Origin of the sequence: Nonomuraea sp. NPDC049709 (assembly GCF_040674815.1) — a bacterium.
Taxonomy (GTDB): domain Bacteria; phylum Actinomycetota; class Actinomycetes; order Streptosporangiales; family Streptosporangiaceae; genus Nonomuraea.
This window is the reverse complement of the sequence record NZ_JBFANM010000043.1, coordinates 21008-36356: the sequence shown is the minus strand read 5'-3', so window position 1 is coordinate 36356 and position 15349 is coordinate 21008. Positions and strand designations below refer to the sequence as shown.

Sequence of the window (15349 nt, the reverse complement as noted above, 5' to 3'; positions counted from 1 at the left end):
GCTCCGGGCCGCCACGGCCGTCGCGCTAGGGACCGAGGAGCAGTTCGAGCTCCAGCTCGTGCCTGATCGGGATCCCGCCGGCCTCGGCCGGGATGCCGGGCTTGAGCTCGCGCACGCGGTCCATGGCGTTCCTGCGCAGCGCGACGAGGTCGAACCCGTAACGCTGGTAGAAGCGCAGGGCGTGCGTGTTGTCGTTGGTGGTGACCAGCCAGAGCCGGGCCGCGCCGCGCTCGGCCGCCGCCGCCCGCACGGCGTCGAGCAGGGCCCGCCCGACGCCCCTGCCGGGCAGCACGGCGTCGAGCGAGGCCACCTCCACGGCGCCCTCATCCTCGATGTACGTGACGACGCCGGCCACCTCACCGTCCACCTCGGCGACGAACCCGGGCAGCTTGGTGGTGTCCACCAGCTCGCCGCACCCCAGGACCATCAGGGTGGTGCCGCCCCAGCTCCCGCTGATCACCCGCGTGACCACGGACAGGTCGTCCGGCCGGATGGAACGCACGGAGATTGTCATGACCGTCATTATGAGACCTATGCGATGGGCTACGTTCGACTGTTTCGGAACTCTGATCGACTGGCGGCACGGCATCCTCACCAGCGCCGAGCTGATCGCTCCCGGCCAGGGGGCGCGGCTGCTGGAGGCGTACAACCGGCACGAGCACGCCGTCCAGACCGAGTCCCCCGGCCTGCGCTACCGCCACGTGCTGGCGGAGGCGCTGCGCAGGGCGTGCGCGGAGGAGAAGGTGGAGCTGGCCGCGGACGACGCCTCGGTGCTGGCCGCGACGCTGCCGTACTGGCCGGTGTTCCCCGAGGTGGGGACCGAGCTGTCGGAGCTGCGCGCGGCCGGGTGGCGCCTGGCGCTGCTGACGAACTGCGACCGCGACCTCATCGCCGAGACCCGGCGGCGGCTGCCCGTGCCGTTCGACGCGGTGGTGACGGCGGAGGACGCGGGGGCGTACAAACCGGCGGAGGCGCACTTCGAGCTGTTCCGGCGCTCGTACGAGCCGGAGGTGTGGGTGCACGTGGCCCAGAGCTACTTCCACGACCTGGTGCCCGCGCATCGGCTGGGCCTGCCCCGCGTGTGGATCAACCGCCACGGCGACCGGCCGTCCGACCCGACGGTCGTCCAGCGGGTCCTGCCCGACCTGCGCGGCCTCCTCACCGCGGTGGAGGCCGCCTAGACCCGCTGCTCCAGTACGTCGGCGATGCCCGTGAGGAAGGAGTCCACGTCCGCGATCAGGTAGCCGGACCTGAACATCACGGTCGAGAACTTCGCCTCCCGCACCTCCTTGGCCGTCAGCGGGTAGTCGGTCGTGCCGCGCAGCGTGGCCACGATCCGGTCGAGGAAGGTGTCGACCTCGTCCTCGTTGTAGCCGGTGCCCATGCGGCCGGGGCGGAAGGCCACGCGCTCCACCCGGGCGGCCTGGGACTCGAACCACTCCTCGCGGAGCAGCTCGCCGGTGGGCTCGGCCATGGCCAGGCGTACGGGGCGCTTGGCCTGGGTCTCCAGTGCCACCACGAAGGCCTCCAGGGCGAAGTCCACCGGGGTCTCCTGGTAGCCGCCGCGCTTGGCGCGGAACGTGGCCGTACGTACCTCGTCGGCGGTGACGGGCTCCAGGGTGTGCGATCCCCGGCCCAGGGTCGCCTCGATCCGTCCGATCAGGGCGTCCACTTCGACGGGGTCATAGCCTGAACGCATACCCATGACGCGCGGAAAGCGGTTCAAGCCTCACTCCTCTTGAGATGTGCTGGGGTCCCTCCATTGTCGGACCTTTATGACGGCCCTGCGACCCGACATATACCGTTACAGGACCATGCGTCTGTCCAAGGTCTCTTTCCGCTACCGAAGGCGTGATTCTTTCGTCATCGAGGACGCCGATGCCCACCTCGCCCCCGGCGACGTGATCGAGCTGACCGGCGTGAACGGAGCCGGCAAGTCGACTCTGCTCCGCCTCCTGGCGGGCCTGGCGCGGCCGACGGCGGGCACGATCGCCGACCGCCCGCCGGTCGTCGGCTTCGCCCCTGACCGGTTCCCCACGGGCCAGCCGTTCACGGTCACGGCCTACCTGCGGCACATGTCCCGCGTACGCGGCGGCGCCCGCTGGGAGCCGTGGTCCGAGCGCCTGAACATGGGCCACCTCCTCGACACCCCGCTGGGCGACCTGTCGAAGGGCAGCGCGCACAAGGTCGGCCTGGTCCAGGCGCTGATGGCCGAGCCGGGGCTGCTGATCCTGGACGAGCCGTTCGCCGGTCTGGACGTCGACACGCGCGAGACGCTGCCCTCGATCGCGACCGAGGTGGCGGGCCGGGGCGGCATCGTCATCGCCAGCGACCACCAGGGCGGCCTGCGCGGCCTCCCGGGCGTCCGCCAGTGGTCCGTGGTGGACGGCCGGCTCAAGGAGGGCACGGCAGCGCCCGCCGTCGAACACGCCAAGGCCACAGCGCCGGTCACTGTGGCCGTCACCCTGCCCGCCGACGAGCTCCCGCGCTTCCTGGCCAGGATGCGCGACGAGGGCTACCGGACGCGCGAGATCGAGGAGACCCGGTGATCGCCCTGGCCGCCTTCCGCCTGGCCGCGTACGTCCGCTCGCACCGCGTCTACCAGGCGCTCCTCCTCATGCTGGCCATGCAGGCGGTCATCCACGGCAGCCGGGCGCCGAGGGGTGAGGAGGCCACCGTGCTCACGGACGGCGGCGTCCTGATCATCCCTGTCCTGGCCTGGACGGCCCGGAGCCTGCTCGACACCGAGCCCGACCGGCAGCGCGAGATGTCGGCGGTCCAGGTCGGCGGGCGGGGCAGGGAGGTGGCGGCGGGGCTGCTGGCGGCGTTCGCGGCGTGTGCCGTGCTGGCGGCGCTCGCCCTCGGCTGGGCCATGCTGCTCGGCATCACGGGATCGCCGTCCTCCGGCGTGCTGGGCGCGGCCCTCCTCCTGTACGCCCTGTCCGCGCTGGCCGGCACCGCGCTCGGCGCTCTCACCAGCCGCGCCGTCCTCCCGTCCCCGGCCGTGTCGATCATGACGCTGCTGTTCGGCTTCATCGCGATGCTGCTGGTCAGCGCCACCTCGCTGTACTGGCTCACGGTCCCGCTGCTGCGCTGGATGAAGGCCGCGAACTCCGGCGACCTCGTCGCCCAGTTCCCCCAGCTCGCCTCGATCTCGCTGGCCTGGTGCGTCGTCGGCCTGGGAGCCTACGTGTGGGTCCGGCGGAGGGTGTAGGTTAGTAAGCACTCACCCACCCATGGAGGAGGCGACGGTGAAACTGATCTGCTTGGGCGACAGCATCACGCGCGGCCAGGTGAGCGCCGACTACGTGGCCCTGCTCCGGACCCGGCTGCCCGATGACACCGTGATCAACGCCGGGGTCAACTACGAGCCGTCATCCGAGCTGGTCAAGCGGCTCGACGCCGTCATCGCGCAGGACCCGGACGTGGTGACCGTGCTGATCGGCACCAACGACGCGAACGCCACGCTGAGCGGCAAGCGCGCCCGGGCGCTGCGCAGACGCTGGAAGCTCGCCGCCGACCCCACCGCCGCGGACTACGCCGCGAACCTCGCGACCGTCGCCCGGCGGCTGCAGGACCAGACGATGGCCCGCGTGGCCCTGATCTCCCTGCCGGTGATCGGCGAGGACCTCGCCTCGGTGCCGGTACGGCGGGCGGCCGAGTACAGCGACATCGTCCGCCGGGTCGCGGCTCGGGAGGGCGTCACGTACCTGCCGCTCAACGAACGGATGACCGCGTACCTGGAGGAGCGGGGCCGGACACCCGGCACGGCCTACCGCGCGGAGGGCCTGCTGGCGCAGACTGCCGCGATGCAGCACTTCCTGCTGGGCCGCAGCCTGGACACGATCTCGAAGCGCCGGGGCCTCCAGCTCACCACCGACACGATCCACCTGAACGGGCGCGGCGCGGCCATGATCGCGGACCTCGTCGAGGGCTTCGTCACCCGCTCCATCGCCCCCCACTGACCCCCTGCGCCGGGAGTGGCTACTCGGCGGCGGCGAGCTGCCCGCAGGCGCCGTCGATTTCGCGCCCGCGCGTGTCGCGCACCGTCACCGGAACCCCGTGGAACTGCAGCCGCCGCACGAACGCCCGCTCGTCCTCCGGCCGCGAGGCCGTCCACTTGGAGCCGGGCGTCGGGTTGAGCGGGATCAGGTTGACGTGCACGAGCTTGTTCTTGACCAGCTTGCCGAGCAGGTCGGCCCGCCACTCCTGGTCGTTGATGTCCTTGATCAGGGCGTACTCGATCGAGACCCGCCGCTTCGTCCTGGCCGCGTACGCCCAGGCCGCGTCGAGGACCTCGGCCACCTTCCACCGCGTGTTGATCGGCACCAGCGTGTCGCGCAGCTCGTCGTCCGGCGCGTGCAACGACAGGGCCAGCGTGACCGGCAGCCCCTCGTCGGCGAGCTTGCCGATGGCCGGCACCAGCCCGACGGTCGAGACCGTGACGCCCCGCGCCGAGATGCCCAGCCCGTGCGGCGCCGGCTCGACCATGCGGCGCACCGCACCGATCACCTGCTTGTAGTTGGCCAGCGGCTCGCCCATGCCCATGAACACGACGTTGCTCACCCGCCCGGGCCCACCGGGCACCTCCCCGGCGGCCAGCGCGCGCGCCCCGGAGACGACCTGCTCGACGATCTCGGCCGTCGACATGTTGCGGGTCAGCCCCGCCTGGCCCGTGGCACAGAACGGACAGTTCATGCCACAACCGGCCTGGGACGACACGCACATCGTGGCCCGGTCGGGATAGCGCATGAGCACCGACTCCACCAGGGCCCCGTCGAACAGCCGCCACAGCGTCTTACGGGTCGTGCCCCCGTCGGTGGTCAGCTCCTTGACCGGCGTGAGCAGGTCGGGCAGCAGCGTCGACAGCTTCTCCCTGGACGTCGCCGGCAGGTCCGTCATGGCGGCCACGTCGGTGGTCAGGCGCTCGAAGTAGTGGCGCGAGAGCTGGTCGGCCCGGAAGGCCTTCTCGCCCAGCTCGGTGACCGCGGCCCGCCGGTCGGCCATCGACAGGTCGGCCAGATGCCGGGCGGGCTTGGCCCGCCGGGGCGCGACGAAGGTGAGCTGACCTGGAGGCTGGGACACGTTACTGCCTTTGCTTGAGGGGTTGTCGACCAGGGTAGTGAACGTTCGGATCGGAGGTGGCATTCCTGGTCACGGTACGGCTCGCGTCTTGGTCGCCGCCCGATCTACAGTCATCTCGTATGGCGATTTTTCGGTCGGCATCTGGCGAGGGTGGCACCGAGGTCGTGCTCGCCGCCGGCAACCCGTACGGGAGCCGGACGCTCGTGGTCGAGCGGGACGAGGACTCCTCGGTAGCTTACCTGTGCTCGCCCGACGGCACGGTCCACGGCGCCGTCTGGCTGGCCAACCACCGCCCCGCCCCGCCCGTGGTGGACCTTCCCCGGATCAACGCCGGCCTGCCGCCGCTGATGCCCAGGCCCAACACGCTGCACCCGGAGGGCCGCCGGCCGCTCGGGCAACTCAGCCCGCTGTGGTTCGAGGAGGGCGACGGCGTGGCCCTCTACGAGGACGACGACCTGCTGGCGGTCATCCCCGGCTGGGCCGACATGAGCCGGGGCATGCCCGGCTACGCGCGCGACGCGGTGGGCGAGTCACCGTTCGCGTGGGCGCTGTCGGAGGCGCTGGAAGGGCTGCAACCCCGTATCTCGAACGCCAGATCCTACTGGCGCTGGCGGCACAGCGAAGGCTCCTGGCCTTCGTTCCAGCAGTTCGTCATGGGCCACCTGGACCGGGCGCTGGGGCCGGCGGGCCGATACTGGGACGCCAGCGGCGAGCGGCTGCCGACCGTCGGCATCACCGAACGCCCGCCGCACCACGACCGCGCCTTCACCGTGCTGTCCACGGTCGGGATGAGCTGCCAGCGCATGCCGACGGTGGAGCAGTGGATCGACAAACCCGGCGCGTACGCCCGGATCGAGCTGGCCGTGGCCACCCGAGAGGACCCGCGGGACGCGGCGTTGCTGCTGGTGTGGCTGTCGCAGTATCCCTGGCACTCGGTCACGTGGCTGGGCCACGGGCACACGGCGAAGTGGTATCACGACCCGTCGACGTTCCCGCTGGGCCCGCAGTATTCGGGCGTCCTCATGCAGGCCAACCCACCCCACATGCCTGACATGTCAGGATTCGCGTTCGGCGGCGAGGCAGTCCGCTGGCTCTGGCTCTCCCCCGTCACCACGCAGGCCCTGGAGGCTCAGCGGCACTAGAAGAGCAAGCTCTGGAGGCTCAGCGGCACCAGAAGAGCAAGTCTGGTGGCTCAGCGGCACCAGAAGAGCAAGCTCTGGTGGCTCAGGGGCACTAGAAGAACAGCGTCATCAGCAGCCAGACCGGCACCAGCGTCGTCACCAGCGAGTCCAGCCGGTCCATCAGCCCGCCGTGTCCCGGCAGGATCGTGCCCATGTCCTTGATGCCGAGATCCCGCTTGATCATCGACTCGATCAGGTCGCCCACGGTGGCCAGCAGCGCCCCCAGCGCCCCGATCAGCGCACCCTGCCAGAGCTCCCCGCCGAGCAGCCACGTCACCAGCCAGGCCCCGACCGCGACGCACGCGACGACCGAGCCGGCCATCCCCTCCCACGTCTTCTTCGGGCTGATCACCGTCATCTGGTGCCGGCCGAACAGCACGCCCGCGATGTAGCCGCCGATGTCGCTCGCCACGGTCACCGCGATGAAGATCACCACCCGGTGGCTGCCGTCGTCCGCGCTGAGCAGCAACGCCGCGAACGCGCTCAGCATCGCCGGGTAGAACAGCGTGAACACCGACGCGGACGCGTCGCGTACGTAACCCTCCGTGCCGTCGCTGAACATCCGCCAGATCAGCAGCACGAACGCGAACACCGCGAACGAGGCCAGCAACCAGAGCGGCCCGCCCCAGTACGCCCCCGCCTGCATCGCCACCAGGCCCACCAGCACCGGCACGGCCGGAACCTTGATGTCACGGGTGGCGAAGGCCTTGGTCAGCTCGAGCACACCGACGCCGACGGCCCCGGCGACCACCAGGAGGAACAGCTCCTTGATCGTGTAAACGGTGCCGATGACCAGTGCGCCCAGCACCACGCCCACCGCGATCGCGGCAGGCAGGTTCCTACCGGTACGGCTGCCGCCGCTCGAGCTGGTGCCAGCCGTACGTTCTTCCACAGAGTTCTCCAAGAGCCACGGCCCCCGCCGTCGGGCGAGGGCCGTAGGTGCAGACCTGCGGCGGCCCACTGGACGCGGTCCGCCGTGCGGCGCGCCGCTCAGACCTCGAGCAGCTCGGTTTCCTTGTGCTTGAGCAGCTCATCGATCTTGGCGACGTGCTTCTGGGTGAGGTCGTCGAGCTCCTTCTCGGCCCGCCTGACCTCGTCCTCGCCCGCATCGCCGTCCTTGATCATCTTGTCGAGGACTTCCTTGGCGGAGCGACGGATGTTGCGAATCGACACCTTGGCGTGCTCGCCCTTGTTCCTGGCGACCTTGATGTACTCTCTGCGGCGCTCCTCGGACAGCTCCGGGAACGTCACACGGATCACGTTACCGTCGTCGGTGGGGTTGACGCCGAGGTCGGAGTCGCGGATGGCCCGCTCGATCGCGGTCATCGAGCTCTTGTCGTAGGGCTGGATCAGCACCATGCGCGCCTCGGGCACGTGGAACGACGCCAACTGCTGGATCGGCGTCGGCGTGCCGTAGTACTCGGCGTTGATCTTGTTGAACATCGAGGGGGTGACGCGGCCCGTACGGATGCTCGCGAAGTCCTCTTTCGCGACCGAAACGGCCTTGTCCATCTTTTCCTCGGCTTCGAGGAGGGTTTCGTCGATCACAGCGGCTCCCTGTCTTCTAGCTGGCGGTGTCGGGCTCGCTCCCTCATTTGCCTGCGGGACTCACCAGCGTGCCGATTTTCTCACCGCGCACCGCTCGCAGGATGTTGCCCTCGCCCATGAGGTCGAAGACCACAATCGGCAGATCGTTGTCCTTGCACAGGCTGATCGCGGTGGCGTCCATGACCGCGAGGTCACGCAGCAGCACCTCGCCGTAGTCAAGATGGTCGAACCTGACCGCGTCCGGGTTCTTGCGTGGATCGGAGTCGTAGATCCCGTCCACCTGCGTACCCTTGAGCAGCGCCTCGGCGCCGATCTCCAGGGCCCGCTGGGACGCCGCGGTGTCGGTGGAGAAGAACGGCGAGCCGAGCCCCGCGCCGAAGATGACCACGCGCCCCTTCTCGAGGTGCCTGATCGCGCGGCGCGGCAGGAACGGCTCGGCGACCTGCTGCATGGTGATGGCGGTCTGTACGCGGGTCTCCACGCCTCGCCGCTCGAGGAAGTCCTGCAGTGCCAGGCAGTTGATGACCGTGCCGAGCATGCCCATGTAGTCGGCCCTGGCCCGGTCGATGCCGCCCTGCGACAGGGTGGCGCCACGGAACATGTTGCCGCCGCCGACCACGACCGCGACCTGCACGCCCTCCTTGACCGCTTCGGCGATCGAATCGGCCAGGTGATCGACGACCACCGGATCGATGCCCAGCGGCTCGCTGCCGGCGAACGCCTCTCCTGACAGCTTCAGCATCACCCGCTTCCACCTGAGTGGACCTTGCGGGTTTTGAGATGAGGAAGCCGCCGTCCGTGTGGATTCGTGGGCTGACTCCCGGTGGTCCTGCACGGCGGCGGCCTCCTTCATTCGGTGGATCGTTGAGCTGGCAGCTTGCCTAAGCCTAAGCCTGACCGACCTTGAAGCGGACAAAGCCGAGTACCTCGACGCCGTTCTCGTCAGCGTACTTGCCCACGCTCTTCTTGTTGTCCTTGACGAAGGCCTGCTGCACCAGCGTGAAGTCCTTGTACCAGCCGTTCACGCGACCCTCGACGATCTTGCCGATGGCGGCCTCCGGCTTGCCCTCCTCGCGGGTCATCTCCTCGAAGAGCTTGCGCTCCTTGTCGACGACCTCGGCGGGCACGGAGTCCGGCTTGAGGTACTGCGGGGCCATCGCGGCAGCGTGCTGCGCGATGTCCTTGGCGACCTCGGCGTTCGGCTTGTCCAGCTGGACCAGCACGCCGACCGCCGGCGGCAGGGCCGGGTCGGTCTTGTGCATGTAGGCGCCGATGTAGCCGCCCTCCAGCACCGCGAACCGCCGGATCTCGATCTTCTCACCGAGCGCGGCGTTGGCGGTGTCGAGGTGCTCCTTGACGGTCTTGCCGTCGAAGGCGGACTCGAGGAGCGCCGCCACGTCGGCGGGCTTGGTCTCGAGGACGTGCGCGACGACCTGGGAGGCCAGTTCCTGGAAGCGCTCGCCCTTGGCCACGAAGTCGGTCTCGCAGTTGAGCTCGAGCAGCGCGGCAGAGGAGTCGCCGTCCTGCTTGAGCGCGACCAGGCCGTTGGACGCGGTACGGGCCTCACGCTTGCCCACGTCCTTGGCGCCCTTGAGACGCAGCAGCTCGATGGCGCGGTCGAAGTCGCCCTCGGACTCCTCCAGCGCCTTCTTGCAGTCCATCATGCCGGCAGCGGTGATCTCGCGAAGCCGCTTGACGTCGGCCATGTTCACGGAAGCCATTGCTCTTTTTCCTTGTGGGATTTCGTCGTCGTCATCGTGGATCGGGCGGGCACCGGGATCCGGCCACCCACCCTGGGTTCGTACGGCAGGCGTGTGCCGTACAGGAGCGTTGTCTTGCGCGGGGCTCGGCTCAGCCCGGCTCTGCTGCTGCTTCGCCCGGCATACTGCCCAGCCTTGCCTCGGCTTACCACCTCAGCTCAGCACCGCCTCACATAAGCTCACGGCCCCGCTCCAGCCACCTGACCCCGGCGCTCGCACCAAAGCTCGGCAACCACCTCACCCGGCCCACCGGACCAAGCTCAGCGATCACCCACCCCAGCCCTCGCACCGCAGCTCGGCAATCACCTCACCCCGGCCCACCGGACCAGGTTCGGCAATCACCTCACCTCAGCCCACCGGACCAAGCTCGGCGATCGCCTCACCTCAGCCCTCGCGCCGCAGCTCGGCAATCACCTCACCCCGGCCCATCGGACCAAAGGTCGGCGATCACCTCACCCCGGTGCCGTGCCGAAGATCAGCCACCAGCCGGCCCGGACGCGGTAACCCCGGCTCAGCCGCCGCCCCCCAAGGCCCGGCACCCAGCTTCGACCTTCGCCTCACCTGGACACCACCCCGGAGCAGCCATCGCCTCACCTGGCACCACACCTCGGATCGGCAATCGCCTCACCTGGGCACCACCACGGATCGGCGACCGCTTCACCTCAGCACCATGCTCCCGGCCCGCCAACCGCCTCACCTCGCCCATCTTCTGAGCTCAGCCTGGCGATCGACCTCACTGCGCCTCACCTCGTCGTGCCATCTCGGCTCGGCGGCCATCGGACCTGACCGAGGCACCCGCCCCAGCCCTGTCCGACCACCCACCTCGCCTCGATGCCTGACGCTTCGGTTCGGCCCCAGCATTGCTTCGGTTCGGGCCAGCACCACTTCGGTTCGGCCCGGTACCACTTCGCTTCGGCCTGGCTTACCGCCTGAACCCTGGAGTCGCCTTGCCCGGCGTGCCGTCCTAGCTCAGCCATTTGCCGAGCCAGGACACGCAGCTTGCCTGACCGACCACCCAGGGCCCTGACCCGCCGGTGGTTTCCCTATTCAGCTGTCACGTTGCCTTGCTTGTTCCGCTCGCCCTGCCCTGCATTGCCGTGCTCACCCGAGCCTGGGCAACTGCCCTCGCCCGGCGCCACAACCCTGCTAGCGAGGCTGTGCTCCCGTCAGGAACGCCTGCCCTGCGCGGCCGAGCCATGATCAGGACGCTGTCCCGGCCCTGGTGGCCGACCCCTCGCACCCCGACCATCCGCGATCGAAATGCGAGGAGCCCGGCCACCCGAGATCGGAATCTCACGAGCCCGACCGCCCGAGCCCCTGTTGCCAGGAGCCCCGGCCACCCGAGACCTTCAGTCAGGTCACGAGAAGCCTGCGGCCGAACTGCGGTAAGCCCTTGCCGGCCCTCGAATCCGGGCCGTCAGCAGCCTACCCGCGCCCTCACCAAGGCCTCTGGCTCAGACCTCAGGCCTGCTGCTCGGTCTCACCCTCGGCAGCGGGGGCCTCAACCGGAGCGCTCTCCTCGGCGGCAGCGACGCTCTCCTCAGCAGGAGCCTCGGGGGCGGCCTCGGCGGCAACCTCCGGAGCAGCCTCGGGAGCGGCCTCGGCAGCAGCCTCAGGAGCCGCCGCGGCCTCGTCGGCCGCGCGCTCGCCGGTGCCCTGCTCGATGAGCTCGCGCTCCCACTCGGCCAGCGGCTCGGCGGCGGCCGGCTTCTCGTCACCGCGAGCGGCGCCGGAGCGAGCCATCAGACCGGCCGCGACACCGTCGGCGACGACCCTGGTGAGCAGGCCGACGGCGCGGATCGCGTCGTCGTTGCCCGGGATCGGGTAGTCGACCTCGTCGGGGTCGCAGTTGGTGTCGAGGATCGCGACGACAGGGATGCCAAGCTTCTTGGCCTCGCTGATCGCGATGTGCTCCTTCTTGGTGTCGACGATCCACACCGCGCTGGGCACGCGGCCCATGTCACGGATGCCGCCGAGCGTACGCTCGAGCTTGTCCTTCTCGCGGCGGCGCATCAGGAGCTCCTTCTTGGTGAGCCCCGAGCCCGCGACGTTGTCGAAGTCGAGCTCCTCGAGCTCCTTCAGACGCTGCAGCCTCTTGTGCACGGTGGAGAAGTTGGTGAGCATGCCACCCAGCCAACGCTGGTTGACATACGGCATGCCGACACGGGCGGCCTGCTCGGAGATGGCCTCCTGAGCCTGCTTCTTGGTGCCGATGAACAGGATCGTGCCGCCGTGAGCGACGGTCTCCTTCACGAAGTCGTAGGCGCGGTCGATGTACGACAGAGACTTCTGCAGGTCGATGATGTAAATGCCGTTGCGCTCGGTGAAGATGAAGCGCTTCATCTTCGGGTTCCAGCGCCGAGTCTGGTGACCGAAGTGAACGCCACTCTCGAGCAGCTGTCGCATGGTGACGACGGGGGCCATGTGCTGGTCCTCCAGGTCTGGGCGCCCTGCGGATGGGCGCGGTTCTCGGTTGTGCCGCGGCAGCGCGCTGTCTGCCGCCCTGATGCCCCGAACCCGCTCCCGCCGGGCACGTGGCCCGGACCGATGGCACGGTCCGCAATGGGGCATGCGAAGTCGGCCTGTGGTCACAGGCCATCGAAAAGTCTACCTCCCACACCACCCCAGGCTGACCGTCTGCGGTCAAACGGACATCCCACCCCTCCGCGACACCACCACCCACCCACCTCAAACGACCCACTGGCCACCCCACCGGCCGCCACCCCAAAGACCACCAAGTCACCTCAAACCCCAACATTCGCCCGGAAGAGCACCAGCCCACCCACAAACCACCAAGCAAGACAACCGCCCAACCAACACGACGCTCAACGACCGCCCAGTCGGCCATGCCCTCACCCACCACCATGGGGCGCTACAAGAACGACAACCATCAACACACCACAACCGCCCCGAGACAACGCCCACTAACTACGCCGTCGCTTACCGCGACACCACCCATCGGCACAGCCTCACCACGCACCGCCATCCCCGCTGCCTCGAAATCGCCTACACCACCCCAAGCTCAACAGGCACCCCCGAACCGCCACCCTCGTGACGCACCTCTTGCCTCAATTGGTCGCACGCCACCTCCCTTCCTCAGATCGGCCACGCGCCACTCCCTACTTGCAGATCGTCGCGCGCCACCACCCCACTGCCACCACCCCACTGCGACCACCCCACACAGCCTCACTGCGACCACCCCACTGCCACAATCTCACTGCCCCAGCTCACTCAGGGCGCGGCGCGTCATGGTCCTCGGTAGGCAGCCCCGGCACCGCCCTCGGCGCGATCGGAAACAGATTGACCTGCGCTTCAGCGATCCTGGCCCCCTCCGGGGCAACCTTCTCGCTCCGATGCCGCGCCGCATACGGCTCGAGCAACTTCTCGATCTCCCGGTTCAGCCGCGCCAGTTCCTCAGCGTCAACCCTGATCCGATACCGGCCGAACAGGGTCGCGTCACGCCACTCCGCAGATTCCTGGTCGACATGCGCCAGGGCCCGTTCCGCCTCCTCGTTGACCTCTCGCCGAAACGCCGCGATCAACGAGACCTTCGCAGCCCGAACCTCAGGCTGATCATCGGGCTCCATCCCGACACTGAGCCGCTTGTCCACGGCCTTCCACAGTCGCTCCCTGCCATCTCCCCGTGGCGGCGCATCCTCCACGAACCCGTACTTGGCCAACATCCGCAGGTGATAGCTCGCGGCACTAGGCGTGATCCCCGCAATCTCCGCCACTTCGGTGGCGGTGGCACTCTCCTCCACGGCAAGCCTGTTCAGGATCATCAACCTCGCCGGATGAGCCAGCGCCCGCATCGCCCTGGGATCACTGAGCCCCTCGCTGCCCTGCGTCATGTGCCAAAGGTACTACCCATCCCCAGATGCGAAGCATTGCTTTCACAGTTGTGAAGGGTTACCTTCACAGTTATGAAGCAATCCCTTCAGAAGTTTTCCAGCAACCCACGCGCCGAGAACACCACCCCCGAACCACCCGCCGCGGCAGCCGGCTGCGGGCGGACAGGGATGGCCGCCAGCAGCAGAGCAACCGGTACCGCAGCGTCCGACAACAAGCCGGCCGGGACCACGGCGACCAGCAGCGGGATGAACGGGAGCACGGCCGCCAAGACCGAGATGGCCGGCACCACGGCGGCCGACAACGGGATGACCGGGACCGGCGCAGGCCAGCGCCCAAGCCCTCGGAGCCCGTCACCAACACCACTCCCCACCCCCTTGAACCGCACTCAGACCACCCCCAACCACACTCCCGAATCATCCAAAGCGGCAACGCCCCTGCACCCTCCAAGCACCGTCATCGATCACTCCAGCCCTCCTCCCCCCATCCCCCTGAGAAAACAGCGCGACTACCGCTTGCTCTGGACAGCTCGGACAATCTCGATCACCGGCTCAGAAGTGTCCAAGCTGGCCATCCCCATGACCGCGATCACCTTGCTCACCGCCTCGCCCTCCCAGATGGGCATGCTGACCGCCGCCGCCTCCGTCCCGGCCCTCCTGTTCGGCCTCCAGTCGGGCGCCATCGCCGACCGGCTCACCCGCCACCGCCCGCTGATGATCGCTTGCGAACTCGTCTCCTGCGCAGCCGCCGCAACGATCCCCCTCGCCTGGCTCCTCGGCGTACTGAATGTCGTCTGGTTGATCGTCGTGGCCCTCGTGATCGGCACAGCCGGGGTGCTCTTCAAAGCCGCGAATTTCCCTCACGTGGCAGCAGTGGTCGAGCCGACCCAGCGCACCGAGGCGATGGCGGGCTTCCATGCCTCCTACTCAGTCGCCTCAGTCAGCGGCCCCGGTCTGGCCGGCCTCTTGGTACAGCTCCTCACGGCGCCTCTGGCCGTACTGGCGGAGGCGTTGTCATTCCTGACCTCAGCCCTGTTGCTCCGCACGATAAGAACCCGTGAGCAGACCACCCCCGCGGCCTCCAAAGGCATGTGGCGCGACGTCGTGGAAGGCCTGAAGGCCGGCATCACCCACCCGGTGCTACGCGCTCTCCTCGGCGCCGGCGTAACGATCAATTTCTTCGCCATGGCCTACACAGCCGTCTACATGCTCTACATGCTGAACACGCTCAACATCCCCAAGGGTCTGATCGGCGTCCTCATCGCCCTGAGCGGAGCCGGAGGCCTGCTCGGCGCCTGGACAACGGCCCGACTGTCCAAGCGCTACGGCGAGAACCGCATTCTCCTCTTCGCAGTGATCTTCTTCCCCATCGAGATCCTCGCGGTAGGCCTGCTGACAGGCCCCCTGTGGTGGAAACTCTCGCTACTCGCCCTGACCGGCACGATCACAGGCGGCATAGTCGTAGCCTTCGCCACCTGCATGGGCGCGATCATCCTCCGCGAAACCACCCCGGAGCTCCGCGGCCGCGTCAACGCCACCATGACCTTCGCAGTGCAAGGCGTCCTCGCCCTGGGCGGCCTCGTCGGCGGCCTCCTGGCCGAACTCATCGGCCTGCGCTCAGTCGTCCTCATCTGCGCGGCAGGCATAGCCCTGAGCACCATATGGATCTGGACGTCTCCCATCCGCCCCCATCGCCCCCACCGCTCCGAGCTCGCATCCCCTGACCCCAGAGTTCCTGCCCCATCGTTCACCAAGTCCGTGAACCACTTGATCGATTCCAGGCGCCATTCCTGGCTCTAACCAGCCGGCGTCCCCCTCCGAACCGGCACCCCACCCTCCAACCGCAACTCCAAAGGTCCCGCCCTCGGGCCGCAGCCCCCGCCGTCCGACCGCAGCCCCCTGCCGTCCGACCGCAGCCCCCTGCCGT

At 68.8% G+C, this 15349-nt stretch carries 16 protein-coding genes; 6 read left to right on the top strand and 10 right to left on the bottom strand.

From position 1 onward, the window contains the following. Window positions 1-25: 25 nt before the first annotated feature. Window positions 26-514 (bottom strand): GNAT family N-acetyltransferase, encoded by a 489-nt coding sequence (locus tag AB0J69_RS36285; protein WP_364126982.1) that lies wholly within the window; start codon window positions 512-514, stop codon window positions 26-28. Between the two features lie 19 nt (window positions 515-533). Here AB0J69_RS36285 and AB0J69_RS36280 point away from each other — a divergent pair, with 19 nt between their 5' ends. Further along, window positions 534-1181: an HAD-IA family hydrolase gene (locus AB0J69_RS36280; protein ID WP_364126979.1), complete on the top strand. Its 648-nt coding sequence runs from the start codon at window positions 534-536 to the stop codon at window positions 1179-1181. On the opposite strand, the gene AB0J69_RS36275 is transcribed toward AB0J69_RS36280, so the two are convergent. Continuing rightward, window positions 1178-1699: a DivIVA domain-containing protein gene (locus tag AB0J69_RS36275; protein ID WP_364126976.1), complete on the bottom strand. Its 522-nt coding sequence runs from the start codon at window positions 1697-1699 to the stop codon at window positions 1178-1180. The two genes, AB0J69_RS36280 and AB0J69_RS36275, sit on opposite strands and share 4 nt — an antisense overlap. A gap of 115 nt (window positions 1700-1814) precedes the next feature. Between AB0J69_RS36275 and AB0J69_RS36270 the strand changes: the two genes are divergently transcribed. The 3 genes from AB0J69_RS36270 to AB0J69_RS36260 are packed head-to-tail and all read left to right on the top strand — an operon-like array spanning window position 1815 to window position 3965. Then, the gene (locus tag AB0J69_RS36270) at window positions 1815-2549 is read left to right on the top strand and encodes an ATP-binding cassette domain-containing protein (protein WP_364126974.1); all 735 of its coding nucleotides are present in this window, start codon (window positions 1815-1817) and stop codon (window positions 2547-2549) included. After that, on the top strand, window positions 2546-3214 hold the full coding sequence (locus tag AB0J69_RS36265; RefSeq protein ID WP_364126971.1) for a hypothetical protein: 669 nt from the start codon (window positions 2546-2548) through the stop codon (window positions 3212-3214). Before AB0J69_RS36270 ends, AB0J69_RS36265 begins: the two co-directional genes overlap by 4 nt. 37 nt (window positions 3215-3251) lie before the next feature. Continuing rightward, entirely contained in the window at window positions 3252-3965 is a 714-nt protein-coding gene (locus tag AB0J69_RS36260) for an SGNH/GDSL hydrolase family protein (RefSeq protein ID WP_364126969.1), read from the top strand. Between the two features lie 19 nt (window positions 3966-3984). On the opposite strand, the gene rlmN is transcribed toward AB0J69_RS36260, so the two are convergent. Continuing rightward, window positions 3985-5085, bottom strand: coding sequence for a 23S rRNA (adenine(2503)-C(2))-methyltransferase RlmN (gene rlmN, locus AB0J69_RS36255; RefSeq protein WP_364126966.1), 1101 nt, complete (start codon window positions 5083-5085; stop codon window positions 3985-3987). 119 nt (window positions 5086-5204) lie between these two features. On the opposite strand from rlmN, the gene AB0J69_RS36250 reads away from it, so the two are divergent. After that, window positions 5205-6227, top strand: a complete 1023-nt coding sequence (locus AB0J69_RS36250; protein WP_364126963.1) for a suppressor of fused domain protein — start codon at window positions 5205-5207, stop codon at window positions 6225-6227. A gap of 91 nt (window positions 6228-6318) precedes the next feature. On the opposite strand, the gene AB0J69_RS36245 is transcribed toward AB0J69_RS36250, so the two are convergent. The 7 genes from AB0J69_RS36245 to AB0J69_RS36215 form a co-directional block, all read right to left on the bottom strand. Next, a complete protein-coding gene (locus AB0J69_RS36245; RefSeq protein WP_364126960.1) occupies window positions 6319-7158 on the bottom strand; it encodes a phosphatidate cytidylyltransferase in 840 nt (279 codons plus the stop codon). 98 nt (window positions 7159-7256) lie between these two features. Then, window positions 7257-7814 carry a ribosome recycling factor gene (frr, locus tag AB0J69_RS36240; protein WP_364126957.1) on the bottom strand — a complete coding sequence of 186 codons (558 nt, stop codon included), beginning with the start codon at window positions 7812-7814 and terminating at the stop codon, window positions 7257-7259. A gap of 43 nt (window positions 7815-7857) precedes the next feature. Continuing rightward, window positions 7858-8556: a UMP kinase gene (gene pyrH, locus AB0J69_RS36235; protein WP_043634871.1), complete on the bottom strand. Its 699-nt coding sequence runs from the start codon at window positions 8554-8556 to the stop codon at window positions 7858-7860. Window positions 8557-8701: 145 nt separating this feature from the next. Beyond that, window positions 8702-9535 (bottom strand): translation elongation factor Ts, encoded by an 834-nt coding sequence (tsf, locus tag AB0J69_RS36230; RefSeq protein ID WP_364126954.1) that lies wholly within the window; start codon window positions 9533-9535, stop codon window positions 8702-8704. A gap of 1500 nt (window positions 9536-11035) precedes the next feature. Further along, complete coding sequence (rpsB, locus tag AB0J69_RS36225; protein WP_364126952.1) at window positions 11036-11998, bottom strand: 30S ribosomal protein S2; 963 nt, start codon at window positions 11996-11998, stop codon at window positions 11036-11038. A gap of 803 nt (window positions 11999-12801) precedes the next feature. Further along, window positions 12802-13425, bottom strand: a complete 624-nt coding sequence (locus AB0J69_RS36220) for a metalloregulator ArsR/SmtB family transcription factor (protein WP_364126950.1) — start codon at window positions 13423-13425, stop codon at window positions 12802-12804. 86 nt (window positions 13426-13511) lie between these two features. After that, entirely contained in the window at window positions 13512-13727 is a 216-nt protein-coding gene (locus AB0J69_RS36215) for a hypothetical protein (RefSeq protein WP_364127145.1), read from the bottom strand. Between the two features lie 133 nt (window positions 13728-13860). Between AB0J69_RS36215 and AB0J69_RS36210 the strand changes: the two genes are divergently transcribed. Continuing rightward, window positions 13861-15222, top strand: a complete 1362-nt coding sequence (locus AB0J69_RS36210; protein WP_364127124.1) for an MFS transporter — start codon at window positions 13861-13863, stop codon at window positions 15220-15222. Window positions 15223-15349: the final 127 nt, after the last annotated feature.

Coding starts and splice junctions, on each gene's coding strand:
- AB0J69_RS36285 (WP_364126982.1), bottom strand. CDS start 514: ATGACAATCTCCGTGCGTTCCATCCGGCCGGACGACCTGTCCGTGGTC.
- AB0J69_RS36280 (WP_364126979.1), top strand. CDS start 534: ATGCGATGGGCTACGTTCGACTGTTTCGGAACTCTGATCGACTGGCGG.
- AB0J69_RS36275 (WP_364126976.1), bottom strand. CDS start 1,699: ATGCGTTCAGGCTATGACCCCGTCGAAGTGGACGCCCTGATCGGACGG.
- AB0J69_RS36270 (WP_364126974.1), top strand. CDS start 1,815: ATGCGTCTGTCCAAGGTCTCTTTCCGCTACCGAAGGCGTGATTCTTTC.
- AB0J69_RS36250 (WP_364126963.1), top strand. CDS start 5,205: ATGGCGATTTTTCGGTCGGCATCTGGCGAGGGTGGCACCGAGGTCGTG.
- pyrH (WP_043634871.1), bottom strand. CDS start 8,556: ATGCTGAAGCTGTCAGGAGAGGCGTTCGCCGGCAGCGAGCCGCTGGGC.
- tsf (WP_364126954.1), bottom strand. CDS start 9,535: ATGGCTTCCGTGAACATGGCCGACGTCAAGCGGCTTCGCGAGATCACC.
- rpsB (WP_364126952.1), bottom strand. CDS start 11,998: ATGGCCCCCGTCGTCACCATGCGACAGCTGCTCGAGAGTGGCGTTCAC.
- AB0J69_RS36220 (WP_364126950.1), bottom strand. CDS start 13,425: ATGACGCAGGGCAGCGAGGGGCTCAGTGATCCCAGGGCGATGCGGGCG.